The 26723-nt window shown below is 71.9% G+C and carries 25 protein-coding genes; 12 read left to right on the forward strand and 13 right to left on the reverse strand.

The features are described from left to right. Positions 1 to 44: 44 nt before the first annotated feature. The 9 genes from STRAU_RS12430 to STRAU_RS12470 form a co-directional block, all read right to left on the reverse strand. Positions 45 to 872: an SDR family oxidoreductase gene (locus tag STRAU_RS12430; RefSeq protein ID WP_016640647.1), complete on the reverse strand. Its 828-nt coding sequence runs from the start codon at positions 870 to 872 to the stop codon at positions 45 to 47. 49 nt (positions 873 to 921) lie between these two features. Next, positions 922 to 2460 carry an SDR family NAD(P)-dependent oxidoreductase gene (locus tag STRAU_RS38985; RefSeq protein WP_016640648.1) on the reverse strand — a complete coding sequence of 513 codons (1539 nt, stop codon included), beginning with the start codon at positions 2458 to 2460 and terminating at the stop codon, positions 922 to 924. Next, complete coding sequence (locus STRAU_RS12440; RefSeq protein WP_016640649.1) at positions 2453 to 3748, reverse strand: beta-ketoacyl-[acyl-carrier-protein] synthase family protein; 1296 nt, start codon at positions 3746 to 3748, stop codon at positions 2453 to 2455. Before STRAU_RS12440 ends, STRAU_RS38985 begins: the two co-directional genes overlap by 8 nt. Positions 3749 to 3764: 16 nt before the next feature. Further along, the gene (locus STRAU_RS12445; RefSeq protein WP_016640650.1) at positions 3765 to 4739 is read right to left on the reverse strand and encodes a 3-oxoacyl-[acyl-carrier-protein] synthase III C-terminal domain-containing protein; all 975 of its coding nucleotides are present in this window, start codon (positions 4737 to 4739) and stop codon (positions 3765 to 3767) included. 115 nt (positions 4740 to 4854) lie between these two features. Further along, positions 4855 to 5649 (reverse strand): SDR family NAD(P)-dependent oxidoreductase, encoded by a 795-nt coding sequence (locus tag STRAU_RS12450; RefSeq protein ID WP_016640651.1) that lies wholly within the window; start codon positions 5647 to 5649, stop codon positions 4855 to 4857. Between the two features lie 65 nt (positions 5650 to 5714). Continuing rightward, complete coding sequence (locus tag STRAU_RS12455) at positions 5715 to 6749, reverse strand: 3-oxoacyl-ACP synthase III family protein (protein WP_016640652.1); 1035 nt, start codon at positions 6747 to 6749, stop codon at positions 5715 to 5717. Between the two features lie 56 nt (positions 6750 to 6805). Next, positions 6806 to 7765, reverse strand: a complete 960-nt coding sequence (locus tag STRAU_RS12460; RefSeq protein WP_016640653.1) for a ketoacyl-ACP synthase III — start codon at positions 7763 to 7765, stop codon at positions 6806 to 6808. A gap of 10 nt (positions 7766 to 7775) precedes the next feature. Continuing rightward, on the reverse strand, positions 7776 to 9590 hold the full coding sequence (locus STRAU_RS12465) for a CoA-transferase (RefSeq protein WP_052029058.1): 1815 nt from the start codon (positions 9588 to 9590) through the stop codon (positions 7776 to 7778). A 41-nt stretch (positions 9591 to 9631) separates the two neighbouring features. Further along, complete coding sequence (locus STRAU_RS12470) at positions 9632 to 10948, reverse strand: beta-ketoacyl-[acyl-carrier-protein] synthase family protein (RefSeq protein WP_063890344.1); 1317 nt, start codon at positions 10946 to 10948, stop codon at positions 9632 to 9634. Between the two features lie 266 nt (positions 10949 to 11214). On the opposite strand from STRAU_RS12470, the gene STRAU_RS12475 reads away from it, so the two are divergent. Genes STRAU_RS12475 through STRAU_RS12485 form a run of 3 tightly spaced genes read left to right on the forward strand, consistent with a single transcriptional unit; the run spans position 11215 to position 13871 of the window. Next, complete coding sequence (locus tag STRAU_RS12475; protein WP_016640656.1) at positions 11215 to 12534, forward strand: beta-ketoacyl synthase N-terminal-like domain-containing protein; 1320 nt, start codon at positions 11215 to 11217, stop codon at positions 12532 to 12534. Positions 12535 to 12545: 11 nt separating this feature from the next. Then, complete coding sequence (locus STRAU_RS12480) at positions 12546 to 13580, forward strand: beta-ketoacyl-ACP synthase 3 (protein ID WP_016640657.1); 1035 nt, start codon at positions 12546 to 12548, stop codon at positions 13578 to 13580. 60 nt (positions 13581 to 13640) lie between these two features. Beyond that, positions 13641 to 13871: an acyl carrier protein gene (locus STRAU_RS12485; RefSeq protein WP_016640658.1), complete on the forward strand. Its 231-nt coding sequence runs from the start codon at positions 13641 to 13643 to the stop codon at positions 13869 to 13871. Positions 13872 to 13983: 112 nt separating this feature from the next. On the opposite strand, the gene STRAU_RS12490 is transcribed toward STRAU_RS12485, so the two are convergent. After that, positions 13984 to 15645 carry an MFS transporter gene (locus STRAU_RS12490; protein ID WP_052029059.1) on the reverse strand — a complete coding sequence of 554 codons (1662 nt, stop codon included), beginning with the start codon at positions 15643 to 15645 and terminating at the stop codon, positions 13984 to 13986. Between the two features lie 86 nt (positions 15646 to 15731). On the opposite strand from STRAU_RS12490, the gene STRAU_RS12495 reads away from it, so the two are divergent. The 7 genes from STRAU_RS12495 to STRAU_RS12525 all read left to right on the forward strand — a co-directional run bounded on the left by STRAU_RS12495 (position 15732) and on the right by STRAU_RS12525 (position 21366). After that, positions 15732 to 16469: an HTH-type transcriptional regulator AbrT gene (locus tag STRAU_RS12495; protein WP_158692065.1), complete on the forward strand. Its 738-nt coding sequence runs from the start codon at positions 15732 to 15734 to the stop codon at positions 16467 to 16469. A 150-nt stretch (positions 16470 to 16619) separates the two neighbouring features. Beyond that, complete coding sequence (locus STRAU_RS12500; protein ID WP_016640662.1) at positions 16620 to 17051, forward strand: hypothetical protein; 432 nt, start codon at positions 16620 to 16622, stop codon at positions 17049 to 17051. A gap of 106 nt (positions 17052 to 17157) precedes the next feature. Then, positions 17158 to 18039, forward strand: a complete 882-nt coding sequence (locus STRAU_RS12505; protein ID WP_016640663.1) for a fructosamine kinase family protein — start codon at positions 17158 to 17160, stop codon at positions 18037 to 18039. Between the two features lie 126 nt (positions 18040 to 18165). Then, entirely contained in the window at positions 18166 to 19200 is a 1035-nt protein-coding gene (locus STRAU_RS12510) for a glycoside hydrolase family 43 protein (protein ID WP_016640664.1), read from the forward strand. 174 nt (positions 19201 to 19374) lie between these two features. Continuing rightward, the gene (locus STRAU_RS12515; RefSeq protein WP_016640665.1) at positions 19375 to 20217 is read left to right on the forward strand and encodes an RICIN domain-containing protein; all 843 of its coding nucleotides are present in this window, start codon (positions 19375 to 19377) and stop codon (positions 20215 to 20217) included. A 60-nt stretch (positions 20218 to 20277) separates the two neighbouring features. Beyond that, on the forward strand, positions 20278 to 21003 hold the full coding sequence (locus tag STRAU_RS12520) for an SIR2 family NAD-dependent protein deacylase (protein WP_016640666.1): 726 nt from the start codon (positions 20278 to 20280) through the stop codon (positions 21001 to 21003). Positions 21004 to 21174: 171 nt separating this feature from the next. Then, positions 21175 to 21366: a DUF4236 domain-containing protein gene (locus STRAU_RS12525; protein ID WP_016640667.1), complete on the forward strand. Its 192-nt coding sequence runs from the start codon at positions 21175 to 21177 to the stop codon at positions 21364 to 21366. Positions 21367 to 21376: 10 nt separating this feature from the next. Here STRAU_RS12525 and STRAU_RS12530 read toward each other — a convergent pair whose 3' ends face one another. The 3 genes from STRAU_RS12530 to STRAU_RS12540 form a co-directional block, all read right to left on the reverse strand. Beyond that, positions 21377 to 22885, reverse strand: a complete 1509-nt coding sequence (locus tag STRAU_RS12530; RefSeq protein WP_016640668.1) for a glycoside hydrolase family 5 protein — start codon at positions 22883 to 22885, stop codon at positions 21377 to 21379. A 91-nt stretch (positions 22886 to 22976) separates the two neighbouring features. Further along, positions 22977 to 24098, reverse strand: coding sequence for an endonuclease/exonuclease/phosphatase family protein (locus STRAU_RS12535; protein WP_078621170.1), 1122 nt, complete (start codon positions 24096 to 24098; stop codon positions 22977 to 22979). A gap of 23 nt (positions 24099 to 24121) precedes the next feature. After that, positions 24122 to 24745: a M15 family metallopeptidase gene (locus STRAU_RS12540; protein ID WP_016640670.1), complete on the reverse strand. Its 624-nt coding sequence runs from the start codon at positions 24743 to 24745 to the stop codon at positions 24122 to 24124. Positions 24746 to 24832: 87 nt separating this feature from the next. Between STRAU_RS12540 and STRAU_RS12545 the strand changes: the two genes are divergently transcribed. After that, positions 24833 to 25528 carry a response regulator transcription factor gene (locus STRAU_RS12545; protein ID WP_016640671.1) on the forward strand — a complete coding sequence of 232 codons (696 nt, stop codon included), beginning with the start codon at positions 24833 to 24835 and terminating at the stop codon, positions 25526 to 25528. Continuing rightward, entirely contained in the window at positions 25521 to 26621 is a 1101-nt protein-coding gene (locus tag STRAU_RS12550; protein WP_037658942.1) for a sensor histidine kinase, read from the forward strand. The genes STRAU_RS12545 and STRAU_RS12550 overlap by 8 nt, the downstream gene beginning before the upstream one ends. Positions 26622 to 26723: the final 102 nt, after the last annotated feature.

A 26723-nucleotide genomic window follows, 5' to 3' on the forward strand; every position in this document is an offset into this window, starting at 1 on the left:
TTCAGACGCCGCCGCGGCCGGGCCGGACGCGGTCGTGGCGCCCGTCATTCAGGGATCCCGGGCACGTCGACCATGTGACCGCCGGAGGCGTCGTAATGGCGCAGCGTCCGCAGGTACTGCTCCCAGTTGACCAGGGTCTGCGCGTTCCTGCTGACGGGGCGTACGGGTATCAGCGGGCCGATGCTGACCGCCGGCGGGCGGGTGATGGCCCACAGCACGACGTCGGCGATGTCCGCGGGGTCCAGGAGGTCCCTGACCTCCACGCCGAGGGTCTCGGGGTCCTGGGCCAGGTCGGTGCGCACCCAGCCGGGCAGCACGGCGATGGCGCGCACCCCCAAGTGCCGGTTCTCCAGGTCCACTTGCGCGGTCAGCGCGTTCAGGGCGCGCTTGGTGATGGAGTACGGGGCCGACCAGTCGGCCTGCAGCAGGCTGCCCTCGGAGCTGATGTTGACGATCCAGCCGTGGCCGCGTTCGCGCATCCCCGGCAGCACGGACCGGGCGAGCAGGAACGGCACGTCCAGGTTGAGGTGGAAGGCGTGCCGCCAGTGGCGGGGGTGGGTGTCGTGGATGGGCCCGGTGCGCGCCAGAGCGGCGTTGTTCACCAGGATGTCGACGGGCCCGAGGGCCCGCTCGGCGGCGGCCACCATGTCCTTGGGGGCGCCGTCGGCCGCCAGGTCGGCGACGAGCGTGACGGTGGGCACCTCATGACCGGCCACGTCCTGCTCCACCGAGGCCAGTTGTTCCTTGCGGCGGGCGACGAGCGCGACCGATGCGCCCGCCTGGGCCAGGGTGCGGGCGATGCTCGCCCCGATGCCGGACGAGGCGCCGGCGACCAGCGCCACCTTGCCCTTGAGGGGCCTGTCCTCGGTCACCTGTGGTCTCCTTCCGGCACGGTGGGGCGGGGGCGCGGCACGGAGGGCGTCACAGCCGGGTTCCTTCCTCGAGGGGGTGCTGGGTTGGGTCCAGGTTCGGCAGCCCGGCCAGGCAGTGGCCGCCGCCGTCCACGCGCAGCTGGGCGCCGGTCAGCCCGGCCGCCGCGGGGCTGATGAGGTAGCAGACGAGCGCCGCGACCTCGGTGGGCTCGCTCATCCGGCCGGTGGGCACGAGCCGGTTGGTCGCGTCCAGGAAGGCGGGGTTGGTGACGTCCGTCATCGGGGTGCGGACGAAGCCCGGGAGCACGCTGTTGGCCCGCACCTTGAACCGGGCCGCCGAGGTGGCGAAGTGGCTGGTGAACTGGGCGGTCGCCGCCTTGCTGAGGCCGTAGCTCGCCAGGTTCGCCACCGGCGCGCTCACCGCGGCCAGCGAGGAGACGGCGGCCACGGCGCCGCCCCGGCCGGACGCCGCCCAGTGCTTGAGCAGCGCGTCGCACGTACCGGCGTACGACAGCGAGTTGAGGGCGAGGAGCCGCTGCCGGTTGGCGGAGTTGTCACCGGCGCCGTCGAAGGAGACGGCGCCCGCGGCGTAGACGAGGGCGTCGACGCCTCCGGTGCGCTCCCACGCCTCGTGCACCAGGCCGGCCGCCCGCGCGGGGTCGGACAGGTCGGCGGTCACCACCCAGGCCCTGCGGCCCAGTTCACGGACCTCGGCGGCGAGCTTCTCCAGCTCGGGGCGGCGACGTGCGACGAGGACGACGTCGGCGCCGCGGGCCGCGCACTCCCGCGCGATGCTCGCGCCGATGCCGCTGCTCGCGCCGGTGATGAGGGCGACGCGCCCGGTCAGCCGGAACGGGTCGGGCGCCTGCGGGTCGTCCGCCGCGTCGGCGGTCGCTCCGGGCCGCGGCGGGCGGGCCGACGGCATGGGCACGATGCCCGCGTCGAGCCCGCCGTCCAGGGGCAGCGTCTCGCCCGCGATGTTGCCGAAGCCGCGTGAGGCCAGCAGGCGCAGCGCCGCCGCCAGTTCCCGCGGTGCGACGGGGCGGCGGGTGACGAGGTGGCGGAGCAGTTCGCCCGCGGCCTCGTCGGTGAGCTCGTGCCCGAGGAACGGCGCGTATCCGACGCGTACGGTGTTGGCGAGCACCCCCCGGACGGCGCACCACTTGGCCAGGTGCTGCCACCAGGCGTGGTCGGCCGCCCGCTCCGCCGCGCACTCCGGCTCCGCGTCGTCGTGGACGTGCGGTCCGGCGTCGGTGACCAGGACGGCACGGCCGTCGCCGCGGCGGACCATGGCCTCCAGGACGCGGGCCACATGGGCGCGGCGCAGCGGTGTCCAGGTGCGGCCGCCGAGCGCCTCGTTGCCGAGGGCCACGACGCAGTACACGTCCGGGGGTTCGGGCGTGTCCGCGCCGTTGACGGCGGTGACGTGGAAGCCGTGGCGCTCCCAGGCGTCCTCGACCGCGCGGGTGTGGGCGGCGCCGGGCGTGGATTCCAGCAGGACGCGGCGGCCGACGGGGGCGAGGGACTCCGTCTCCAGGAGCGGCCCGGCGGCCTCCGTGTGCTGCGGGGCCCGGGTGTGCTCAGTCATCGGAGCCTCCCACGAGAATGGCACTGGCCACGGAGCCGATCGTGTAGTTGAGGCTGAGGGCCAGGTCGAGGCGCGCGGGTCGGCCCTCCGTGCCGGGCACCGGGTCGAAGGTGCACACGTCGGCGGGCTTCTCGCAGTTGGCGGTCGGGGCGATGCGGCCGTGGCGCATCATCTGGAGCGTGGCGGCCACGCCGATCACGCCGAGCGGTGCCCCGCTGTGCCCGAACACGGCCTCTTGAACGGTGACGGGCAGCTGGGCCGTCCGCTCTCCGAAGATCGCGGGCATGATGTTGCCCTCCATGAGGTTGAACGCCCGGTCGCCGGTCGCGGCGCCGTTGACGTAGTCGATCTCGTCGGGCGAGGCGAGGCCCGCCATGCAGGAGCGCGCGGCGCGCACCGCCCCGGCGCCCCCGGTGTCGAGGGCCAGGTTCGGCTGGGCGTTGCGCGTGGTGGTCTGGCCGAGGATTTGGCCGTAGGTCCGCGCTCCCCTGCGCCGGGCGTGCTCGCGGCTCTCCAGGATCAGCGTGGCGGCGCCGTTGCCGTAGTTGAGGCCGGCCGCCCGCTCGTCGTAGGGGCGCATGGGTTCGTCGATGAGGGTGGCGGTCTGCGGTTCGGTTCCGGTCACCGAGCGTGCCTCGAGTTCGGCGTACTGGCGCAGGCGGCTCTCGCGCCAGTAGTCGGCGCCGGTGACGACCGCGATGTCCGTCTCGCCCGCCGCGATCATGCGGGCCGCGTTGCCGATCAGTACGGCGGACGAGGCGCATCCGCAGGACAGCGTGTAGCTGGGGCCGGTGGCGCCCACGAGGCCCGCCTGGGTGGTCTCGACGTCCGACATCACCGCGTTGAGGACGTTGCGGAACAGCACGGAGCGGGCCTCGCGCGGGCTGATGTGCCGGGTGTCGGCGAGCAGCACCGGCAGGTAGGTGTCGACGATGGCGTCGGCCGTGGCGTTCCTGCCCGCGAGCACCGCGGCCTCGCGCAGCGCGCCCGTACGCCAGTCGAGAGCGGCGTCCTCGCAGGCTTCGAGCAGGGCGAGCAGCCCGTACAGATGGATGTCGGAGTACTTCGCGACGAAGCGCGGCGGGATCTCCGGCAGCCGGTCGACGACGGACTGCGGGTCGAGGGGCACACTGCCGAAGTAGGTGCCGTCGTCCTGCGCGAGGAACGAGCCGCCGTGCGCGACGGCCGTCCAGAACTGGTCGGGTGTCGCCGTCGGCGCCACGCGCCCCGGCAGACAGAAGCCCATGCCGGTGACGAGTGCGTCCCGGGGGCTCTTGGTCGTGGTCACCGCTCGGCCCCTTCGCTCAGATCCGGTACAGGAGGCTGCCCCAGCACCAGACCCCGCCGCCGATGGAGGGGGAGAGCACCAGGTCGCCGGGTTTGACGACGCCGCGTTCCCGCAGCTCGGACACGGTGGTGGGGATGGAGGCGCTGGAGACGTTGCCGCGGAAGGCGAGGTTGGTCAGCACGCGCGCCGGGTCCGCGCCCAGGTTGTGCTGGATGCCCTTGGCCAGCGGCTCGGTGCCCGAGTGTGGGATGAGCCAGTCGATGTCCCCGATGGTCAGCTTGTTGCGGCCGAGGATCTCCTCCACGGTGTCGGCGATGTGCGCGAGGGCCACGTCGTTGAGGTCGGGGTGGCTCTTGACCCACCCCTTCTCCCCGCTCGCCGCGGACATGTTGGCGAGGCTGCCGTCGGTGTGGAACACGGAATCGATCAGGCCGGGCGAGCCGCCGGGGGTCGCTTCGAGCACGCAGGCGCCGGCGCCGTCGGAAACGAGCATCGAGCCCTTCGAGCCCGGCCGCACCCGCCGGGTGACGCGCTCGGTGGTCGCCACCAGCGCCTTGCGGTAGCCGGTCGGGGAGGTCAGGAACGACGCCGCCGTGTGCACCGCCTGGATGAACCCGGCGCAGGAGCCGCAGACTTCGAAGGCCATGGAGCCCTTCATGCCGAGCTCCGCCGCGGTCAGCGCGCCCACTTCGTGCACGTAGTTGCGGTCCGTCCAGTGGCTGACGACAACGACGTCAATGTCGTCGGCGTCGGTCCCGGCCCGTTCCAGCGCCTGCCGGGATGCCTCCGCGGCCATGAACACGGGGGTTTCCCGGTCGCTCGCCCGGTAGCGGGTGCGTACGCCGACTCCGCCGATGACGCGGTCCTCCACGACGCTCGTCGTCGCGTCGTCGACGCCCTGGTTGTGTATCTCCTCCGAGCCGAAATAATGGCCGAATCCGGTGAAGCGTATTCCGGCGTCTTCCCAGATGCCGTGGCGCCCAGTCGTCATGGACGAAAAACTAGTGGCGTCGGCATTCGACTGCATCTGGCCTCCAGTACTCGATGATTCAGGTCGCGGGTACTTGAAGTACCCCGCTCATGACCGCTGTTCGCCCGGCTTTCGGTCACGGCACCCAGCCGGGCGGTCCGCCGCCGTCGACGCGAATCACCGAGCCCGTGACATAGGGGTTTTCCGCGGCGAAGCACACGGCGTCCGCTATCTCTTCCTCCGCGCGCCAGCGGCCCAGCGGAACAAAGCGCTTCAGGCCGTCCATATAGCGGGCGTGCCGCGGAAAGGCCGTGCTCTTCTCCCGCAGTGCCTCGCCGTCCATGACGCCCGGCGCGACGGCCGCCACCCTGATCCCGTAGGGGCCGAGCTCGTAGGACCAGGTGCGGGTCAGCGCCTCCACACCCGCTTTCGCGGCGGTGTACGCGGACTGCCCGTAGGCGCCCGCCGCGAGGCCGGAGGAGACATTGACGATGGCGCCCGGCACCTCGTGCCGCACCATGCTCGCGGCGGCCTCACGCCCGACGAGGAACACGCCCGTCAGGCACAGCCGCAGCGTCTGCTCCCAGTCGTCGAGCGGATGCGTGAGCAGCTCGGCGCCTCCCCCGTCCTGCGGCTTCCGCACCAGGAGCCGGGAGAGGTTGCGGCCCGCGTTGTTCACGCACAGGTGCAGCGGCTGATCCTCCGTCAGCTCGGCGAAGACCTCCCGAACCGACTCCTCCGAGGTGACATCGGCGCGCACCGCCCGCAGGTCGAGGCCCTCGGCCGCGGCCATGGCCCGCACCTTCTCGAGGCGGCCGGGGTCGAGGCCGAGGACCGTGGTGCGCCACCCCCGCGCCGCCAGCATCCGGCCGACGGCCAGGCCCAGGCCCCGGGTGCCCCCGGTCACCAGCGCGTTCCTGGAATCGGACAAGACCGTTCACCTCTCGTTCTCGGATGGCGTGCGGGAATGGCGGTGACGTACGGCGGTACGGCGGTTCACTGGTAGCGGAAAACCATGGCACCCCAGCTGAGACCACGCCCGATACTCACGCCGAGGAGCAGTTCGCCGGGTTTCACCGTGCCGTCGCGTACGTATTCGGAGAGTGCGCTCGGCATTCCCACGCTCGATGTGTTGCCGCGCCACGGAAGGTTCAGGAGCATGCGTTCCCGGGGAATTCCGAGGCGGTCCGCCATCGGGTGCAGGAGATTGGTGTTGGCCTGATGGGGAACGCACCAGGAAATCTGTTCCGGGGTCAGGCCATTGCGTTTGAGGACCGTCTGGCCGGCTTCGACGAGCATGTCGGGCGTGACCTCGGAGAGCACTCCCCCGCGCATCACCATCTTGTCGTTCTCATCGATGTCGAAGGCGTCGTAGTAGCCGCCGTCGGCGCGCAGGACCACGTCGACCAACCCGCTGCGGGTGGGCAGTCCGTCGGCGCCGCCGCCCACGGACTCGCCGCGTCGCCAGACCGCCGCCGCCGCGCCCGCGCCGAAGAGGGCGGAGTTCTTGAACCCGAAGTTCAGGATGGCGCGCGGGCTCTCGGCGCACACCACGAGGGCGGTCCTGGCGCCCGTCGTCGCGAGCAGCCCGCGGGCCACCACACTCGCGTACAGGAACCCGGCGCAGGCCACGGCTGTCACGTCGAAGCAGAACGCGTCCCGGGCGCCCAACTGCCGCTGCACCGGCAGGGAGATGTCCATGTAGTTGTTGCCGATCGAGGACGGGTTGGCGCGTGGCCGCGCGGTCGCGCTGGTGCCGACGATCACGTCCACGTCGGAGATGTCGAGGCCCGCGTCGTCGAGGGCCTGCCGGGCCGCCTTGACGCCCATCTCGGCGAACCGCTCCTCGGGACCGGCCCAGTGACGGGTCCGTACGCCCGTGTGCTTGCGTATCCACGCGTCGTCCGCGTCGAGGCCGGGCAGGCGGGCGAAGTGGTCGTTGGTGACCGGCTCGCCCGGGAAGTAGTGACCGACACCGCTGAGCACGACCGGCGGGCCGCCGCCGTCGAACGGTGACTGGGTTTCGGACATGGGGGGAGGTCCTTTCCTCGCGTACCGGTCGTGTTGTTCGCTGGTGCGCCCGTGCGTCACAGCTGGTACAGCAGGGCTCCGGAGAACCAGCCCGCGCCGGCCGCGGGCGACAGGATCACGTCGCCCTTGCGCAGTTCGCCGGACTCGGTGAACTCCGACAGGGCGCTCGGGATCGTCGCGCTGGTCGTCTGGCCACGCGTGCGCAGGTTCGTCAGGACCCGTTCGGGATCGGCGCCGATGCGCCGCACCAGCTCCTCGCTGATCCGCGCCGAGCCCGGATGCGGCACGATCCGGTCCACGTCGGCCATCGTCATGCCGTTGCGCCGCAGCACCTGGTCCGTGGCCTCGCCCGCGGTCGCCGCCGCCACCTGCGCGATCGAGGGCAGGCTGACCGTCCACCCGTCGCTGCCCCGGGCCTTGGAGACGCCCGCGTGCTCGCCGTAGCTCAGCACGACGGAGTCACGCAGCCGGGAGTCGTCCGGCGGCCCCGCCTCCAGGACCGCCGCGCCCGCCCCGTCCCCGCCGACGTACGATCCGCGCCGGCCGGGCTTGAGCCGCCGCGAGAACTGGTCGGAACAGACCACGAGGGCGCGCCGCCACTGATGGCTGGTCAGCATCGCGGCGGCCGTCTGCACGGAGTGCACGAAGCCGACGCAGGCCGCGCAGACGTCGAAGGCCAGGGCCCGTCCGGCGCCGAGCCGCATCGCGATCCTGGGCGCGTCCTCGGGCGCGTACCGGCGTTGTGACCAGGACGAGAAGACCACCAGGTCGAGGTCGTCGGCCTCCAGGCCGGCGTTGCGCAGCGCGTGCCGTCCGGCCTCGACGGCCATGAACGGCACGGTCTCCGTGTCGTCGGACAGATGCCGCCGTTCCACGCCGAGGTCGGGTCCGAGGACCGCCGCCTCCATCTCGGGCGCCTCCGGCAGGTCCGCGGGAATCTCCTCGCTGTGCCGTGGGAAGTAGCGGCCAAAGCCCCTGAAGGACAGGCCGCGGCCCATCCAGATGCCACCGCTCACACCGTGCTCCTCACCTGTAGAAACCCTGCGGATCGAGACTGCGAAGCCAGGCGATCTCCGCCTCGGTGACGTCCGGTTCCGCGGTGCAGCCCGCGGTGCTCACGGACCACCGGGTCAGCGACGCCACGGCCTCCTCGGGAGAGGCCGGGCCGTCGTCGGCGCCCGCCAGCCAGGTGGCGAGGCGGAAGGGCCCCGGTGTGCCCCCGCCCTCCTCGCGCCGGAACCGCCCGAAGTGGCTGACCACTTCGCGCACCCTGGCACCGGGACTGGTGACGTAGGCGACCCGCTCGACGAACTTGCGCGGGGATGCCGTGGACAGCACCAGGCAATCGGTGCTCGTGGCGATGTCGTTGGCGCCGCCGGAGCCGGTCAGCCACCGGCCGTCGGCCAGCAGGCTGGTGTTGACGTTGCCGTCCGCGTCGACCTCGCCGGCCGCGAGGACACCGAGGCAGCGTGGGTTCGCCGACACCATGCCGCCGAGGATCTCCGGGATGCCGGCGAGCTGCTGGGAGCGGGTGGCGTGCAGCTGGCTGAACAGGAAGACGTCACCGGGCTCGGGGTCCATGCCGTAGAAGCCGAGTTCGGCGCAGACCGGCACCTGGATGCCCCGCCCGCGCAGGAGCGCCGCGGCCAGCCAGGCCGCCAGGTGGGACACGCCGATGCCGGCGAGCAGGGTGTCGTAGCCGTCGCTCGTGACCCGTTCGACGATGGCGCGGGCCCCGAGGACGACGGTCCGCTCCTGGCGCGTCACGGGCTCGGCGACCGTCGCCGCGGCAGCGGGGAGGGGCGGCGGAGCCGTGGTCGCGCGCGCGGTGAGCGGCCGGGCGGCGAGGGTGAGTTCGGCGCGCCGGGCGCTGCCCAGTTTGCGCACGTACTGCGCGTGCCCGGCGGGCTCCTCCACCCACTCGCGGTACCACTCCTTGGCGCCGTCCTCGGTGGAAAGCCGCTCGACCAGCTCGGTGAGGAAGGCGTAGTCGTCGCGGTAGCCCACCACGTCGCCGGTCTCGTCGCCGGTGCCGAGGCCGCGCAGCGACTGCGGGTGCGCGCCGAGCGGCGCCTCGCACAGGGCGAGCACGCGCTGCCCGGGGACGACGACCAGCTCCGGGTGCTCGTCGACGAAGTCGTCCGGCACGATGCGTTCCACCGAGGCGATCACCCCCTTGTCGGCGGCGTACGCGGCCCAGGCGCCCTCGCCCGCGGGCGGCACGAGCACGACGTTGCCGCGCCGGTCCGCGCAGGCGCCGTGCACCAGGGTGAGGTCCGGTCGCAGCCGCTCGACGAGGGCGAACGGGCGGTCCCCGGCCGCCGGGGCGGTCATCCGCAGGAACTTCGGGCCGAGCCGCGCCCCCTGGCCCGCCGCTTCCGGCCGCCCGTCGCGGCCGCCGTCGGTGAGCCCCCGCTCCAGGTCGCTGCCGACGAGGGAGGACGTCACGGCGTACGGCAGTCCGGTGGCCCCGGCCATCAGGCGCTGCGTGAAGCTGAGCAGGGACCACAGCTCGCAGGTGAACGGGGTGCCGCGGGCCAGGTCGCGGTAGAGCGGATTGGGCCGCGGCGTGGGGTAGGTGTCGCCGAGGAAGCAGGTGATCAGGTGCTTGACGGCGCCGGACATGGTCAGCGCGTGCATCGCCGTGTGCGTCGCCGACGTGCTGACGGTGAACTCGCCCCGGCCCGCGAACTGCCGCGCCAGCGCGTAGACCATGGCGTTGGGCCGCGCCATGGTCATCGCCAGGTGCAGATGCATGCCCGGGGTCACGTACCGGGACACCAGGGAGTCGACATCGGGGACGACGACGGGGCGGGGCGCGGTGCCGCTGTGCGTGGTCATGGTCTCCTTCAGGGGTTCGGTCCGCGGGGGCCGGCCACCGGTCACGCGGCGCCCAGGGCGAGCACCGAGGTCTGGCTGCCGATGGCGAACGCCAGGGACACCGCGAGATCCGCGCGGGTCGCGCGGGGGCCCTCCGCGACGTGGTCGTGGTCGCACTCCGGGTCGGGTACGGCGCCCGCGTAGTTGGCGGTCGAGCACAGGCACTGGTGGTGCAGGGCCAGTGCGGTGGCGGCCGCGTTCACCAGCGCGGCCGCTCCCAACAGGTGGCCGTAGACGGGCTTGACGGAGCTGAGGGGCGGCCAGGCGGACCGCGGCCGGCCCTCGTACAGCGCGCCGAGCATCCGGCTCTCCGCCACGTCGTTCTTCGGAGTCGCGGTGCCGTGCGCGCAGAACCAGTCGACGTCCCGCGGGGTCCGGCCCGCGTCCTCCAGTGCGCCGGCGACGGCCGAGGCGGTGACCTGCCCGCTCATGTCCATGCCGAAGGGGTGGGTGGCCTCGTTCAGCGCCCGGTGGGACAGGAACCGGGCGTAGCCCCCGGCGCCGCGCGCCCGGGCGTGGCTCTCCCGCTCCAGGCACAGGGCGACGGCGCCCTCGCCGAAGGCGAAGCCCTCGCGGTCACGGGTGTAGGGGCGGATCGCGCGCCGGGGGTCGTCCGACTCGGTCGACAGGACGCGGTTGCCCATCGCCCGGAAGGACTGGAACACCAGGGGTGTCAGGGGGAATTCGTAGCCCACCACGACCACGGCGTCGGCGATGCCCGCGCGGATCAGGTCGGCGGCGAAGCCGATGGCGTGGTGCCCGCCCACGCAGGCGCTGCTCAGCGTGGTGACGAACCCGCGTACGTCGCCGTAGATGGCGGACAGCGTGGCCGGGGCGCCGGGCATGCCGCGCAGCATGGCGCCGCTGTCGCCGAAGTGGTCCGCGCCGCCCGCCTCTTGGGCCCCGTCGTCGTCCCCGCGCAGCGCCTCGTTGACCCACTCCAGGGGTCCGCGTGAGGACGAGGCGATGAGGGACAGGCGCCGCGGGTCGATGTCGTCGGACCCGAGCCCCGCGTCGCGGCGGGCCTCCTCCACGGCGGACATGGTCACCAGTGCGTCCCGCGTGTACCGGCCCGCGAATTTCTCGCTCAGCTCCGGCAGGAACTTCCGGTGATCGAAGTCGCGCAGCTCGCCGGCCGCGTGGACGCCGGCCCGGCCCGGATCGACGCGGGTCAGACGGCCGATCCGGGAATTGCCGTCGCGCACGTCCTGCCAGAATTCATTGACGTGGGTCGCGCCGGGGAGCATGACGCCGATACCGGTTACCAGTACCGAGCCCCCGCGGTCTTTCCGTGCAGCGGATCCAGCCAGTTCAGCCATGCCGGGAAAACTATCCGGCGGCCCTTCGCCCGACATCGGTCCACAGGTACCCGGGAGAATTCACCTCCGGTACTTGAAGTACCAATTATTGATATCGGTACCACTGATACCTGTAGCGCGCACGAACCGGGTACCGGTGGCCGGTTACGCTCCGGCCGGTCACCGCCCTAACGTCGGCAGCCGTCACCGGCACAGCACGGGGCACCAGCCTGCGCCCGCTGCGTGCGGGCGACCTGTCGACAGCGGCACGCAACACAGGGAGTCTCATGGCGGACCAGCAGCAGGATCCCGGTCGCGACACATTGATCACGGGCATGGGATTCGCCCTGCCCGGCCCTGGCGGACTGTGCGCGACTTCCGCGGAATTCCTGGACATCGTCTCCACCGGCGCCTGCCATGTGGAAAACGACGGTGTCTTCTTCGGTCAAGTACGCACCGATATCGCGGATGTGAAGGAGCGTTATCCCGAACTCCCCGTCAAGGCACTTAAACTCTATTCCCCCGTGCAGTTGCTCGGCCTGATCTCCATGGCGGAGGCGTGCGGCGACGCCGGACTCGACTGGCGTTCGGGCGCGCTGTCCCGGGCGGCGATCCTCGCGGCCCGCGACGGTGGCGACTGCTGGTCGGCCCAGTACGCCGACATTCTCCGCACCGACCGCGCCACGGCCACCAAGGACGAGATCAACGAACTCGGCACCCGCCTCGCCCTCACGGGCATCCCGATGGACGTGGCCAACGTCCAGGTGTCCGTCGTGGCCGGGACCGGCCCCAACTTCACCGTCTCCAACGGCTGTACGTCCTCCGCCGTGTTGCTCGGCATGGCGCACCGGATGATCGCGAGCGGCGAGGTGGACGTCGCCGTCGTCACCGGCGCCGACGTGTTCGGCCTGGACTTCCTGCGGCACTACGCCGACCTGCTCGACCGCTACGCCGAGCTGAGCGCCGAAGAGGGCGTCACCGTCGACGCCATGGAGGACGCGGCCCTGGCCATGGGCGCGCTGATGCGTCCGTACGACAAGAACTCACCGGGCTCCAACATGGGCAGCGGCTCCATCACGATCGTCGTGGAGAGCCGCGCGCACGCCGAGCGGCGCGGCGCGACCCCCTACGCCCGGATGCTGGCGCAGCGCACCCGGCGCAGCCCGCAGCACAGCGCCTTCGCCATCGACCGCTCGGGGACCGGCATGGTCCAGGCGGCGCGGGACGCCATGGCGGGCCTCGTCGAACCGGACCAGATCGACTACGTCAACGGCGGTGCCGAGGGCGACCGCGTCTTCCACGAGACGGAGTCGAACATCGTGCACAGCCTCTTCGGCGAGCGCGCGGCCCGGCTGCCCGTCACCGTGCAGGAAGCCTGTTTCGGGCACAACGGCGGGCCGCTCGGCAACCTCGGCGTGGCGGCCACGTCCCTGATGATCCAGCGCGACGCGGTGTTCCCGACGGCGGGCTGCGTCGACCCGGACGACGCCTGTCTCTTCGACCCGGTACCGGGCGGCATCGCCCGGCCGCTGCGGGTCGACCACGCGCTGTCCTTCAACTACACCGTCGGCATGGTCAGCAGCGCGATTCTGCTGGGGAAGGCGTGAGGGCCACGGACATGGACACCCACAGGACCCGCGCGGCCGTACTGACGGGCGTCGCCGGCTGGGTACCGCCCGGCACGGTCACCAACGCCGAGCTGGAGGCCCGCCTGGACACCACCGACGAGTGGATCCGCAGCCGCACCGGCATCGCCGAGCGGCACATCGTCCCGCCGGGCACGGCCACGCGCGAACTGGCCGTCGAGGCGGGGAAGCTGGCCCTGAAGTCGGCGGGCCGCGACAGTGTGGACGCCGTCGTCCTCGCGACGGCGACCCCGGACCGCCTCTGCCCGGCCACCGCCCCCGAGGTCGCGTCGGCACTCGGGCTCGGTCCGGTCGCCGCGCACGACGTCGCCGCCGTCTGCGCCGGGTTCCTGTACGCGCTGTCGGCCGGGGTCGGGGCGATCGCCGCGGGCTTCGCCGAGCACGTCCTCGTCATCGGTGCCGAGACGTTCTCCACCATCGTCGACCCGGAGGACCGGAACACGGCCGTCATCTTCGGCGACGCCGCCGGTGCCGTCGTGCTGCGCGCCGGGGACCCGGACGAGCCGGGGGCCATCGGTCCGATCCGGCTCGGCAGCGACGGCACGCACAGCGACCTGATCCAGATCCCCGCCGGCGGCGCCCGGCAGCGCTCCGCGGGCACGGCTCCGGGCGCGAGCGACCACCACCTGCAGATGCAGGGACGAAAGGTCTACCGGCACGCCAAGGAGCGCATGACCCAGTCGGCACTCGAGGTGCTGGAGCGCTCCAACTGGGCCGTCGCGGACGTGGATCGCCTGGCCACCCATCAGGCCAACGCCCGCATCAGCGAGGCCGTCGCCGATGAGCTGGGCATCCCGCACGACCGGGTCCTGTCCAACATCGAGCGCGTCGGCAACACGGCCGCCGCGTCCCTGCCGCTGCTGCTCGCCGACTCCGCGTCGGAGGGGAAACTGCGTCCGCGCGACCGGGTGCTGCTCGCGGCGTTCGGCGGCGGGCTCGCCTGGGGGGCGGCGGCGCTGACCTGGCCGGACGTGACGGCCCTCGCGGTGCACACCTATCGCGGGTGAGGTTCCCGCGGCGCGGGCCCCCGCGCCGGCCCACCGACACTGCGCTCCCGGGAGGAAACGGTGTACGAAACGGTAAAGTCCCTGCTCACCAACGACTTCGACGTCTCCGAGGATCAGATCGCCCCGGAATCCACGCTGGAGGATCTGGGCCTGGACTCCCTGGCCTCGGTCGAGTTCGCCCTCGCCCTGGAGAAGGGGCTCGGTGTGGAGATCACGGACGACGAGGTGGTGGAGCTGGAGCGGCTCGACAAGATTCTGGAACTGGTCGAGCGCCGCAAGCGCGCGTCCTGACGCGGCCGTGCGCCGGCCCATGGAGAGACCCGCGCGCACGGCCGTGAGCACAAGCGCCGGACAGCCGGGACCCGTCACGGGCCCCGGCTGTTCCGTCACCGGGGACGCCCGGTCAGGGCCGGTCCACGGGCTCGGCCCGGTTCTCGGCGTCCTCCCCCGGCGCCTGCTTGACCAGGTCCACGCCCCCTTCGGGTCCGCCACCGCCGTCCTCGGCCCCCGCGGTGACCCGCCCCGCCGAACGCGGGATGAACAAGAACACGGCGATCGCGACCAGGACGAGAATGATGCCGGTGCACAGCGACGTGAACCCGAACGCGTCCGCGAACGCCGCGTCGGCCCGCCGCTTCAACTCCGCCCCGGCGGAGCCCGGCAGCGCCGCGGCGACCCCGACGGCGTCGGGGAGGCCCTCCCGTGCCGCGTCCATGGACTTGGCGTCCACTCCGGGCACGGAGGTGTCCATCTCCCTGCGGAACAGCGCGGACGCCACGCTGCCCATGATCGCCACGCTCAGTCCGTTGCCGAGTTCGTAGGAGGTCTCCTCGATGCCCGCGGCGCCGCCCGCGGTGTCCGCCTCGGCCGTCGACATGATGGCGTCCGACGCGGCCGTCATGGCGCAGCCCGCTCCCGCGCCGATGCCCGCGAGTGCGATCGCGAAGACCCAGTACTCGGTGTCGGGCTCGACGTTCATCAGGACGAAGAACGCCCCTCCGATCAGACCCATCCCGATCATCATCGCGTACCGCGTCCCGTACTTCGGGACGATCACGGACATGGCCGGAGCACCGATCATGGTGGCCAGGAGCAGCGGCAGCAGCCGCAGACCCGACTCCATCGGCGAGGCGCCGCCGATGAACTGCCAGTGCTGAGTGAGCAGCAGCATCAGCCCGCCCATGCCGAACATGGCGAGGACCACGGTCACGACCGCCACGGAGAACGCGCGGTTGCGGAACAGCGCCGGGTCGAAGAGCGGGGCGGGCACCCGCAGCACCCGCAGCACCAGGGCGGTGAGCAGCACGATCCCCAGGACACCCGTGATGATCGTCTGGGCCTCGAGCCCCTCCGCGCCGCCGTGCTGGATGGCGTACACGAGGGAGATCAGGCCGGTGACGGACAGCGCCGCGCCGACGGTGTCCCAGCGCGGCGGGTTGGGATGCCGGGACTCCGGCACCAGGGCCAGCGCGGCGATCAGCGCGAAGACCATGATCGGCACATTGATCAGGAAGACCGAGCCCCACCAGAAGTGCTCGATCATGACACCGCCCACCACGGGGCCGACCGCGGCACCGGCCGCGGACATGGTGGCCCACACGGCGAGCGCCACCGTGCGTTCCTTGCGGTCCGTGAAGACGTTACGGATGATCGACAGCGTCGACGGCATGATGATCGCGGCGCCGATGCCGAGCAGCGCGCGGGCCGCGATCAGCATCGCGGGCCCGTTCGCCCAGGCCGCGGTGGCCGAGGCGGCGCCGAAGACGAGGAAGCCCAGGCACAGGAATCGCTTGCGGCCCAGGCGGTCGCCGAGCGTGCCGCAACTGATGAGCAGCCCGGCCACGACGAGCGAGTAGACGTCGACGATCCACAGCAACTGCACCGACGACGGCTCGAGTTCGGTGCTGAGCGTGGGCAGGGCCACGTTCAGCACCGTCAGATCAAGGGCGACGACCAGAAGGCTCAGCGAGAGGACCGCGAGCACCGCCCATCGGTTCCCCGCCGCGGGGACCCGGCCGCCTCCTCCGTTCCCCCCGCCTTGCCTGTCGTGCAGCACGCCTTCCATGACTGGCCTCCTTCGGGATTCCGTCAATGTTCTCGTACGGCATACCATCTACCGTACGACGTACGAGTGTGCGTTAGCATAGAGATGTGACTGAAACTTCTGGACGAGACACCACACCGAACGGCCCACCCGGCTCGATCTGGTTGCGCGAGATGAAGCAGCGGCCGGCGAAGCAGCCGCTCAGTCGTGAGCAGATCGTGCAGGCGGCGGTGCGGCTCCTCGACGAGGGAGGCGTGCGCAACCTGCGCATGCGGCAGCTCGCCGACTCACTGAGTTCGGCGCCGATGTCGCTCTACTGGCATGTGCCGACCAAGGACGATCTGCTGGAACTGGCCATCGACGCCGTCTTCCCCGACCCGCCGAGCCCGTCCGGTTCGGGGGACTGGCGCGCCGACATCAAGACGGGCGCGACCGACCTGTTCGAGGTGCTGCTGCGGCACTCGTGGATGATCGAGCTGATGGGCGGCCATCCCCCGGTGGGGCCCCGGGCCCTCGCGCACACCAGCGCCATCATCCAGATCCTGGAGCAGGCCCGCTTCTCCCCCGCCCAGTTGGACTCCGCGCTCTCGGCGATCTACTACTACACCGTCGGCGCGGCCCTGTCCGAGGCGTCCTGGCAGGCCATGGCCCGGCAGAGCGCCGAGAGCGAGGAGGAGTGGGCGAACCGTCTCGGGCCCTACCTCGGCTCGGCCACGCAGGATCATCCGGCGTCCCTCGCCGACTACGTCAAACGCAGCGCCTCCAGCAGCACGGGCCAGCGGTTCCACGACGGCCTGGAGTGCATGGTTTCCGGCATGGAGCAGATGCGTTCACTGAACACGTGAGACACGCGGGCGGCCCGCCCGGCCGCCGGGATTCGAGGGAGCGTTAAGGATGCGTAAAGGCCCGCCGGGGTGTCAGGTACATCTGACACTCTCCCGGGGTGCCAGCAGCGTGTGAAACGCTCCTGTTACGCAATCCGAGGGGGAGGTGCCATGAGTGATGTGGTTGTGCACGCCGAGCAGCGGCAGCCGTTCGAGGACGGCCCGCACGCCCCCGACGTCCTCGTGGCCATCCCCCACGAGGACCGCGAACTGCCGGGCGGCGCCGACCAGGTCGGGGAGTTCACCCGCACGCTGGAGTGGGCCCTGCTCCTGCTGCGGACCCTGGAGCAGGACGGCCGCGACCGCGTGCACGAGGAGGACCTGAACCGTCTGCACGCGCTCGTCCGCGCCCTGGACCAGCGGCTCATCCCAGCCCTGGAGGGAGTCAGGGACGCCGCTGTCCGCCGCTACCGTGAACTCGGCGGCTCCTATGGGAGCCTGGCAAAGGCGATGGGCGTGCCCCGCTCGACGGCGCAGACCAGGTCGATGGCCCTGCTGGGGCGCGAGCCGTCGGCTCACGAACGGTGGGCGTCCGGCCAGTGACACCGCCCTCCCCCGAGGCCGGGGCGCCTGCCTGACGGTCGGTCACGTCCCAGGACCCGTCGAGGCCGACGTGCCGACGTGCCGACACGGAAGGGGATCCGACGAGGTGACCGCCCACACAGAGCCCGGACCGGCCGAGGGCCCGGGGGCCGCGGCCGCCCGCCTCACCGGACACGCGGCGGCCTCGGAGCGGCCGCTGTCCGCCGCACTCACCGAAGTCGCCCTCGCCGACGGGCCGTCCGTCGTGGTCAAACGCTCCGACGCGCCGGGGGCGGTGCGGGCCGAGGAGGCCGGGCTGCGCTGGCTGGCCGACTCCGGCACCGTGCGCGTCCCGGCCGTGCGGGGACACGACCAGCGCTGGCTGGTGACCGACCGCGTTCCGCCGGGGCGGCCGAGTGGCCGGGCGGCCGCGCGGTTCGGCCGCGAGCTGGCCGGCCTGCACGCCTGCGGCGCCCCCGCGTTCGGCGCCCCGCCGCCCGGCGGCACCGAGGACGCGTACATCGGGCTCGCCTCCCTGCGCAACGTCCCCGGCGACGACTGGCCCCGGTGGTACGCCGAGCACCGCGTGCTCCCCTACCTGCGGCACGCCGTCGACGACGGAACGGTGCGCTCCGCCGAAGCCGTCGTGATCGAGCGCGCCTGTGAACGGCTGCCCGAGATCGCGGGGCCCGCCGAGCCGCCCGCCCGGCTGCACGGCGATCTGTGGCACGGCAATGTGCTGTGGGGCGCCGACGGGCACGCCTGGCTCATCGACCCGGCCGCGCACGGAGGCCACCGGGAGACCGACCTGGCCATGCTGCACCTGTTCGGCTGCCCGCACCTCGACGACGTACTGGACGGCTACCAGCAGACGGCCCCGCTCGCCGACGGCTGGCGGGAACGCGTCGGCGTGCACCAGCTCTTCCCGTTGCTGGTGCACACCGTGCTGTTCGGACGGGGGTACGCCGAGCAGGCCGTCGCGGCGGCGCGGGGCGCCCTCACGCGGTGACCTCGCGCGTCGGGGTGGCCTCCCGTATCGGCAGGCCGTTCCGCGCGTTGGTCGGGTGACGCCGGGGCGGCCCCGCCCCGGCGGTCCCACGCCCCCCGCGCTCGCGCGCGACGAGAAGGGAACACGATGCGTCTTCAGCACCGTGCGCGTCACCGTACGCATCCGCTCCGGCAGGCCCTGGCCCTGTGCGCCGCCCTCGCCCTGCCCCTGACCCTCGGTCAGGCCCCGGCACCCGCCGCAGCCCCGCCCCCGGCCGGGGCACCCGCACCGCCCATCACCCCCGTGCTCGACCAGAACTTCCCCGACCCCGACATCGTCAAGGTGGGCCGCACCTACCACGCGTACGCCACCCACAGCGACACGCAGAACATCCAGCACGCCACGTCCACCGATCTGACCCACTGGACCACCGACAGCAGCGACGTCCTGCCGGTGCTCGGCGCGTGGGCGCTGCCCAAGCGCGATCTGGTGTGGGCTCCGGAGGTGTACGACAACGGCGACGGCTTCACGATGCACTACACCGCCCGCGACCGCGCGAGCGACAAGCAGTGCGTCGGCGTCGCCCTGTCCGACTCGCCGGCCGGGCCGTTCCGGCCGGTCGGCGACGGGCCGTTGATCTGTCCGGCGGCGCAGGGCGGGGCGATCGACGCGTCCAGTCACACCGAGGGCGGACAGCGGTACGTGCTGTGGAAGAACGACGGCAACTGCTGCGGCCACGACACCTGGCTGTACCTGCAGCCCACCTCGTGGGACGGCACCCGCGTCACCGGGGAGCCGACCCCGCTGGTCCAGCGGGACCAGGACTGGGAGGGCCCGCTCGTGGAGGCGCCCACCCTCGTGAAGCGCGGCGGCCGCCATGTGCTGTTCTACTCGGCGCACTTCTACCGCGGCGACGACTACCGCACCGCTTACGCGATGGCGGACAAGCTGACCGGCCCGTACGTGAAGGCGCCCGGCCCGCTGATGACGACCGCCGGCTTCTCGGGCGCGGTCCGTGGGCCCGGCGGCCAGGACGTGGTGCGGGGCCCCGACGGCCGTGACCGCATCGTCTTCCACGGCTGGAACGCCGACTACACGCAACGGCCGATGTACGTCGCCAAGCTGGACTTCGTGGGAGGCAGGCCGGTCGTGAGCGGCGGGGCCGGTCACCCGCAGAGGTGATTCGCCGGGCCGGTGACCGGAGTTTGCGGGGGTCGGCGGCCCCGCACCACCGCAACCCGCTTGCTTCCGGTATCTCGGGATAAATACATTCCTGGCCTGCTGGGGCGTGCCCGTCCCGGGACATGGAGCAGCGGCCGGGACGCCGCCGCCGGGCCATCCAGGGAGCCGTTCTCGATGACCGACCACCCAGGACAAGAACAGCCCCGGGCCCACGGAGGGCCGGAACACCCCGCCGAGTTCCGGGCGCTGTGGGAGGCGGCCGACCGCAGCCGGCCCGAGCCACCACCCGAATCCCCGGCCGGGCCCGCCGTGTCCGCGTCATCTGCGTCGTCGTCGCCGTCCGCCTCGTCTTCGCCGTCGGCTTCGGCTTCGCTGTCGGCTTCGGCTTCGGCGGTGTCGGTGGCGTCCTCCGCCTCCGGCCGGATCACCCGCGTGCGGGCCCGCCTCACCGGCCGCTGGTGGTACGCGACGGCGGGCGCCCTGGCCGGGCTGCTCGCCGGTGTCATCGTCGCCGTGCTGGCGCTGCAGTCCGCGCCCCCTGGCCCTGCCGGTCCCGGCGGTCCGGCGCCCACCGCCGGTTCCTCCGGGCGGGCCCCGGCCGCGGAGCGGAGCGTGCGGGCCGAGGAAGCCTCGGCCGGCGCGTCGAAGCCGCCCGAGGCGACGCGGATCTTCGTCAGCCGGGCCACGGGCAACTGTCTGGACGACAGCCTCGACAAGGGGCTGCGTAGCTACGCGTGCAACGGGATGCCCTACCAGTGGTGGACCGTCAACCGGTCGGCCGACGGCTCCCGTCAGCTCCGCAATCACGCCACGGGGAAGTGCCTCGACCACGGCGGGGACGGGCTGCGTACGGTGCCGTGCGGCGGGGCCGCCTCCCAGAGGTGGGTGTTCGTCAAGGGAGGCGACGAAGCGGTGAAACTCCGGAACGAGGCCACGGGCAGCTGCCTGGCCGACCACAGCCGTCCGGGTCTGCGGGCCTTGTCGTGCGCCTCCACGCGGCACCAGAAGTGGGCGTGACGGCAGCCGGCCACCCATATTCCTTCGCCCGGGCCGGGCTGCCGCCCTACCCTCGACGGCATGAGCAAGCCTCTCGTCGCCCTCCTCAGCGGAGCCGGTATTTCCACGGACTCCGGGATCCCGGACTACCGCGGGCCCCAAGGGCTGTGGCGGCGCGACCCCGAGGCCGAGAAACTCGTGACGTACGAGTACTACATGAGCGATCCGGAGATCCGGCGCCGGTCGTGGCGGATGCGGCGCGAGAACCGGACGCTCCAGGCGCGGCCCAACGCGGCGCACCACGCGGTGGCCGCGCTGGAAGCCTCCGGGGTGCCGGTGCGGGTGATCACGCAGAACGTCGACGGTCTGCACCAGCTGGCCGGGATGCCGGACCGCAAGGTCCTCGAACTGCACGGCACCGCCCGCACGGTGGTGTGCACCGTGTGCGACGCGCGGGGTCCCATGACGGACGCGCTGGCCCGTGTCGAGGCGGGCGAGACGGATCCGCCGTGCCGGGACTGCGGCGGCATTCTGAAGTCGGCGACGGTGATGTTCGGTGAGCGGCTCGACCCGGAGGTGCTGGGCGAGGCGATGGCCATCGCCAAGGCTTGCGACGTGTTCATCGCGGTGGGCACCAGCCTCCAGGTCCAGCCCGCGGCCGGCCTCGCGGGCCTGGCCGCCGACCACGGCGCCCGGCTGACCATCGTCAACGCCGAGCCGACTCCGTACGACGACCTGGCCGCCGAACTCGTCCGCGAACCGATCGGGACGGCACTGCCCGCGCTGCTCGAACGGCTCGGCGGCTAGGGGGCGCGGCCGGTGGCCGGGCGGGCATTGTCACGGCCTTGTAGCGGGTGCGGTGGAGAGCGCCTCCGGCCGTGCGGTCATGCGCGAGTCTGGTCCGGACGGGGTACGCGTCCGAACGGGAGCACGACGCAGAACAGGCCCGGGCGGTCAGCCGAATGCGAGGAGTCCACGATGTCGATCACGTTCCGCAAGTCGTACCGGATCCTGCCGGGGGTCCGGCTCAACATCAGCCGCCGCTCGTGGTCCATCACGCTGGGCGGGAAGCACGGGCCGCGGCACACCATCAGCTCCACCGGGCGGCGTACGTCGTCGATGGATCTTCCCGGTCCGTTCGGCATCCGGCGCGACCACCGGCGCCGGTGACGGCGACGGCTCAGCCGGGACCGGCGGCGGCGCCGGGCCGCACGCTCACCTCCACCTCGGCTCCGCCGGCCGCCCACACCCCCACCTCACGCGCCCGCCCGGGCGGCACGCTCCGGGCGCCGGCGCGCGCCGTGCGGCCCGACACGTCGATCCGCCAGCCGGTGGTGCTCGGCGGGAGGGACAGCACGGTGGTGCCGGAGCGGCGCGTCGAGCGGTAGGCGAGGCGGTACGTTCCGCCGGCCGCGTCGTGGGTGTCGGCGCGTACGGTTCCCGCGACCGCGGGGGCGTACGGAGTGGCGGTGCGTTCCTTGTTCGTACGGAAGCGGCCGTCGCGGTCGAGCGCGCAGTAGCCGCCGCCGTAGCACCAGACGTACGCCGCCCAGCCCGATGAGTAGCGGGTGAAGGAGGCGAGCGCGTCGTCGTGGAAGCGGCGCATGTTCGGCAGGCCGCTGTTCAGCGGGCCCCACTCCCCCACCACGACCGGGATCCGCTGCTCGCGCGGGTAGGCGGTGACGGCGTTCTCGTACGCCGTGATCCAGCCGTCGGCCGGGTCGTAGTCGGCGCCCGCCTCCATCGCGGTGTTGTAGAAGTGCGGGGCGTAGACGACTCGTTGGTCGCGTACGCGGCCGAGGCCGGTGGGCACGCCCTCGCCGACGATCGGGGTCGGCTCGACGAACAGCCAGTTCGAGCGGTCCCGGGTGCGGATCGCGTCCGCGAGACGGTTGTACATCGGGGTGAGCTGCGTCGCCTCGATGCGGCGCGCGGCGGACGCCAGGTCCTCGCCCGCACGCAGCTCCCCCATCGGCTCGTTGATCAAGTCGTAGCCGAACACGGCCGGATGGCGGCCGAAGCGGTCCGCGAGCAGTTGCCATGCGCGGGCCTGCGCGCGCCGCAGGTCCGCGTCCTCGTAGAGGTGGGTGAAGGCACGCTGGACGGCGGGCTCGAAGTACTCGGAGAACCAGTCGTCGGGGTGCGGCGTGAACGGCAGGCCGTCGGTCCGCGTCGCCCACGCCGGGATCCCGCGATGCCCGAACGCCGGCCCGAACACGTCCTGATGGGCGTCGATGACGACGTGGACGCGGTGCCGGTGAGCCCAGTCGAGGATCCGCCGGATCTTGCGCAGGTACGACTCGCTGTACTGGCCGCGCTTGGGCTCCAGGTCGTCCCAGAAGACCAACAGCCGGGCGAAATTGAAGCCGTGGGCGCGCAGGTCGGCGAAGTGCCGCTCGGTGATGGCGCTGAGCGCTTCGGCGCCGTGGTGCGTCTTGTCCTCGACGTTCCAGCCGCGGAGGGTGAGGGTGCGGCCCCGGTCGTCGGTGAGGCGGGGGATGCCGTCGACGGCAGGGGCGGGGGACGTAACACCGTTGCCACCACGGGCCGTTGGGCCGCCACGGCCCCCTTCGCGGGCCCCGGCCGCCGCCGTGGAGGGCGCGGGAGCCATGCCCGCGCCCAGCAACGCGGCGACGACCAGCACGACCACGGCTGCCGGGCCGAGGCGGTGGGTACGGCGCTTGCCCATGAAGAACCTCCGGTGCTCGACGGACCGATGGAGCTGTGGAGCTGTGGAGCGACGGACCGATTGAGCTTACGTCCCGCAAGCGGTCTGGGGCTCACCAGTTGATCCCGGCGGCCACCGGCAGGTGATCACTGCCCGTGGCCGGCAGCGACCACGCGCTCACCGGCTTCACGCCGCGGACCAGGATCTGGTCGATCCGCACCACCGGGAACTTCGCCGGCCAGCTGAAGCCGAAACCGTTCCCGGCCGCGTCCTGGGCCGAGCGCAGCCGCGAGGTGATACCGGCGAACGCGCGGTCGTCCATCGTGCCGTTCAGGTCGCCGAGCAGCACCACCCGCTCATTCCGCTCGGCGGCGATCGCCTTGCCGAGCGCCTGCGCGCCTCTGTCCCGCGAGCCCGTCCAGAAACCCGCCCTGGGGGTCACCCGCGCGGACCCCAGGTGGGCCACGTACACCGCGAGCGGGCCCTGGTCCGTGGCCACTGTGGTGCGCAGTGCCCGGGTGTCGGCCCTCTTGAAGTCGACCGGCTTGGTGTCCGCCAGCGGCCCGTAGTCCATCTTGATGTCGACCGCCTGGGTGTCCGACAGCGGCAGCTTGCTCCACAGCCCGACCGTGCCCTGCACCGTGTGGTGCCGGTACGCCTTCGCCAGTTCCTTCTCGTACAGCGGCTTCGCCTGCGCGGTGATCTCCTCCAGGGCCAGCACGTCTGCACCGGAGGCGGCCAGGTCGCGGGCGGTGCCAACCGGGTCGGCGTTGTCGGCGCCGACGTTGTGGCTGACCACGGTGAGATCGCTGTCCGGGTGCGACTTGTCGGTGAGCAGCCCGCCGAAGAGGTTCAGCCACACCAGGACCGGCAGCAACAGCGCGGCCACCGCGGAGGCGGAGCGGCGCCACAGCGCCCCGGCCAGCAGCACGGGGACGAACAGGCCGAACCACGGCAGGGTGGTCTCCACGAGGCTGCCGAGGTTCCCGATGCGGTTCGGGATCCTCGCGTGCAGCAGCATGATCAGGCCCAGCAGCAGCGCCAGCGCCGCGAGCACCAGGCCGCGCTTCCAGGGGCCCGGCCGGGTGCCTGGGCCGGTGTCCGGGTGATCGGCGTCGCCCTGCCCGGTCTCCGCCGTGGCTGCCGTGGCCGCCGTGGCCGCCGTGGCCGCAGGAAGGGCGCCCGCGCGGTCGTCCACCACATCCGCCGCATTCGCCACGTCCGCCTGCGGCATCGTCTGTCCTCGCTCGCCGCCGGTCACTGCTGCATCCTCGGGTCCTGGGTCGGGTCGGCGTACATGCGCGGGCAACCGCCATCGGTCGCATGGGTGCGCAGTTCGTAGTGCCAGGGTTCGTTGCGGTAGATCTGGCACAGCCCGTACTCGGCCCCATGTCCGGACAGCCACGCCGTCGCCTCGGAGCGCCCGATGTCGACCGCGTCCCCCGCCACGTGAGGCGACGTCTCCACGGTGGCCACCCATCGGGCGGCCTGGTCTTCAGACCCGTACCTGGAGACGGCCTCGCGAAGAAGCTGATTTTGGTACTCGGGCGAACGCCAGCCGCTGTTGACGTAGAACTCGACTCCGTCGTCCGCCGCGTCCGTCGCAGCCCGGCGGAGGGCCTTGAGGAGATCCGGATCGAGATGGACCACAGCCGGGATCTCGTCGTCGAAGACGGTCACGCCGTCGGGAACGGCACCGGCCGACGAGCCCGAAGAGTCCGAAGAGCTCGAAGATTTCGACGAGTTCGACGAGTTCGAGGAATTCTGCGACTGGTGGCCGAAGGCTGCGGTGATCGCGGCGATGACGGCTATCAGGCCGATGGCAAGGAGCCAGTGAATCCGGCGGGTCGTTGTTCGTGCTGATGGCGGGGTTCGAGTCATACGGCCAGTCAAGGCAGCGCGGTGTTGCCGGCACGTATGCGGTTTTCCATATGCCGACGATATGCGGCGGCTCATAGCCTTGACGGCATGCGTGTGCTGATCGTCGAGGACGAGCCCTATATGGCAGAAGCCATCCGCGATGGCCTACGCCTGGAGGCCATCGCGGCCGACATCGCAGGTGACGGCGGCACGGCTCTGGAACTGCTGAGCGTCAACACGTACGACATCGCCGTCCTCGACCGAGACATCCCCGGCCCGTCCGGTGACGAGATCGCCGAACGCATCGTCGCCTCCAACAGCGGCATGCCGATCCTCATGCTCACCGCGGCCGACCGTCTCGACGACAAGGCATCCGGATTCGAACTCGGCGCCGACGACTACCTCACCAAACCCTTCGAACTCCAAGAACTCGCGCTCAGGCTCAGAGCACTCGACCGCAGACGTGCCCACCACAGGCCCCCCGTGCGGGAGATCGCGGGTCTGCGCCTGGACCCGTTCCGCAGAGAGGTCCACCGCGACGGCCGCTACGTCGCGCTGACCAGGAAGCAGTTCGCCGTGCTCGAAGTCCTCGTCGCCGCCGAAGGCGGTGTCGTCAGCGCCGAGGAACTCCTGGAACGCGCGTGGGACGAGAACACCAACCCGTTCACCAACGCCGTGCGCATCACCGTCTCGGCTCTGCGCAAACGGCTCGGCGAACCGTGGCTCATCGCCACCGTGCCCGGCGTCGGCTACCGCATCGACACAGCACCCGGCACCGGGCATGAGGGTGGTGACAGTGGATAGGAAGCCCGGCTTGAGCGTCCGCCTCAAACTCACTCTCAGCTACGCCGGATTCCTCATGCTCGCGGGTGTCTTGCTGCTCGTCGCCGTGGGAGTGTTCCTGCTGCGATCAGGGTGGTGGCAAACCAACGAATCGGGGGCGGTGCAGGTAAACCCGGCCACCCTCTTCCTGCGCGCTTTCGCCCCGACTGCAGCCGCAGTAATGGTGTTCCTCCTGCTGTTCGGCCTCCTGGGCGGATGGATCCTCGCCGGGCGCATGCTCGCTCCCCTGGACCGCATCACACACGCCACCCGCACGGCCACGGCCGGATCGCTGTCCCACCGGATCCGGTTGCCGGGCCGCAAGGACGAGTTCCGCGAACTCGCCGACGCCTTCGACACGATGCTCGCGCGGCTCGAAGCACACGTCGCCGAACAGCGGAGATTCGCAGCCAACGCCTCCCACGAGCTGCGCACGCCACTGGCGATCTCGAAGACACTCATCGACGTCGCCCGCGCCGATCCGCACCACGACACCGGCGAACTCATCGACCGCCTCCACACCGTCAACACCCGAGCCATCGACCTCACCGAGGCACTGCTCCTGCTCAGCCGCGCCGACCAGCGGTCCTTCACCCGGGAACACGTCGACCTGTCCCTCGTCGCGGAAGAAGCCACCGAAACACTCCTGCCCTTGGCGGAAAAGCACGGCGTCACCATCGAGACAAGCGGCGACATCGCCCCCACGGTCGGATCGCCCGCGCTCCTGCTGCAGCTCAGCACGAACCTCGTGCACAACGCGATCGTCCACAACCTGCCTGAACAGGGCACCGTGTGGGTCCATACCACCGTCCGCCCCAAGACGGTGCGGCTCACCGTCGAAAACACCGGCGAGCAGGTCACCCCCGAGGTGGCCTCGACACTCACCGAACCGTTCCAGCGCGGCACCGAGCGCGTACACACCGATCACGCCGGCGTCGGCCTCGGCCTGGCCATCGTCAAGACCATCACCCGGGCACACGACGGCACCCTCACGCTCACCCCGCGCTCTGCCGGCGGGCTCCGCGTCACGGTGGAACTGCCCGCGAAAGCCCCGCGCGCCGATTCAGCGGCATGACCTCATCTGGCCACGGCCACCCAGGAACCGTTAAACACCTTATGCACTGATTGCCCCCTTCCGCTCCTTGTGTGAGGCTCGCTCTTGGCACGTCCTCTTCGC

Source organism: Streptomyces aurantiacus JA 4570 (genome assembly GCF_000414115.1).
In the GTDB taxonomy this organism is placed as follows: domain Bacteria; phylum Actinomycetota; class Actinomycetes; order Streptomycetales; family Streptomycetaceae; genus Streptomyces; species Streptomyces aurantiacus_A.

Bases quoted from the DNA above. Each gene is read 5' to 3' on its own strand.
- STRAU_RS38985 (WP_016640648.1), bottom strand. From the start codon at position 2,460: ATGACTGAGCACACCCGGGCCCCGCAGCACACGGAGGCCGCCGGGCCG.
- STRAU_RS12445 (WP_016640650.1), bottom strand. From the start codon at position 4,739: ATGACGACTGGGCGCCACGGCATCTGGGAAGACGCCGGAATACGCTTC.
- STRAU_RS12455 (WP_016640652.1), bottom strand. From the start codon at position 6,749: ATGTCCGAAACCCAGTCACCGTTCGACGGCGGCGGCCCGCCGGTCGTG.
- STRAU_RS12465 (WP_052029058.1), bottom strand. From the start codon at position 9,590: ATGACCACGCACAGCGGCACCGCGCCCCGCCCCGTCGTCGTCCCCGAT.
- STRAU_RS12470 (WP_063890344.1), bottom strand. From the start codon at position 10,948: ATGGCTGAACTGGCTGGATCCGCTGCACGGAAAGACCGCGGGGGCTCG.
- STRAU_RS12475 (WP_016640656.1), top strand. From the start codon at position 11,215: ATGGCGGACCAGCAGCAGGATCCCGGTCGCGACACATTGATCACGGGC.
- STRAU_RS12480 (WP_016640657.1), top strand. From the start codon at position 12,546: ATGGACACCCACAGGACCCGCGCGGCCGTACTGACGGGCGTCGCCGGC.
- STRAU_RS12490 (WP_052029059.1), bottom strand. From the start codon at position 15,645: ATGGAAGGCGTGCTGCACGACAGGCAAGGCGGGGGGAACGGAGGAGGC.
- STRAU_RS12500 (WP_016640662.1), top strand. From the start codon at position 16,620: ATGAGTGATGTGGTTGTGCACGCCGAGCAGCGGCAGCCGTTCGAGGAC.
- STRAU_RS12510 (WP_016640664.1), top strand. From the start codon at position 18,166: ATGCGTCTTCAGCACCGTGCGCGTCACCGTACGCATCCGCTCCGGCAG.
- STRAU_RS12515 (WP_016640665.1), top strand. From the start codon at position 19,375: ATGACCGACCACCCAGGACAAGAACAGCCCCGGGCCCACGGAGGGCCG.
- STRAU_RS12520 (WP_016640666.1), top strand. From the start codon at position 20,278: ATGAGCAAGCCTCTCGTCGCCCTCCTCAGCGGAGCCGGTATTTCCACG.
- STRAU_RS12525 (WP_016640667.1), top strand. From the start codon at position 21,175: ATGTCGATCACGTTCCGCAAGTCGTACCGGATCCTGCCGGGGGTCCGG.
- STRAU_RS12530 (WP_016640668.1), bottom strand. From the start codon at position 22,885: ATGGGCAAGCGCCGTACCCACCGCCTCGGCCCGGCAGCCGTGGTCGTG.
- STRAU_RS12535 (WP_078621170.1), bottom strand. From the start codon at position 24,098: ATGCCGCAGGCGGACGTGGCGAATGCGGCGGATGTGGTGGACGACCGC.
- STRAU_RS12540 (WP_016640670.1), bottom strand. From the start codon at position 24,745: ATGACTCGAACCCCGCCATCAGCACGAACAACGACCCGCCGGATTCAC.
- STRAU_RS12545 (WP_016640671.1), top strand. From the start codon at position 24,833: ATGCGTGTGCTGATCGTCGAGGACGAGCCCTATATGGCAGAAGCCATC.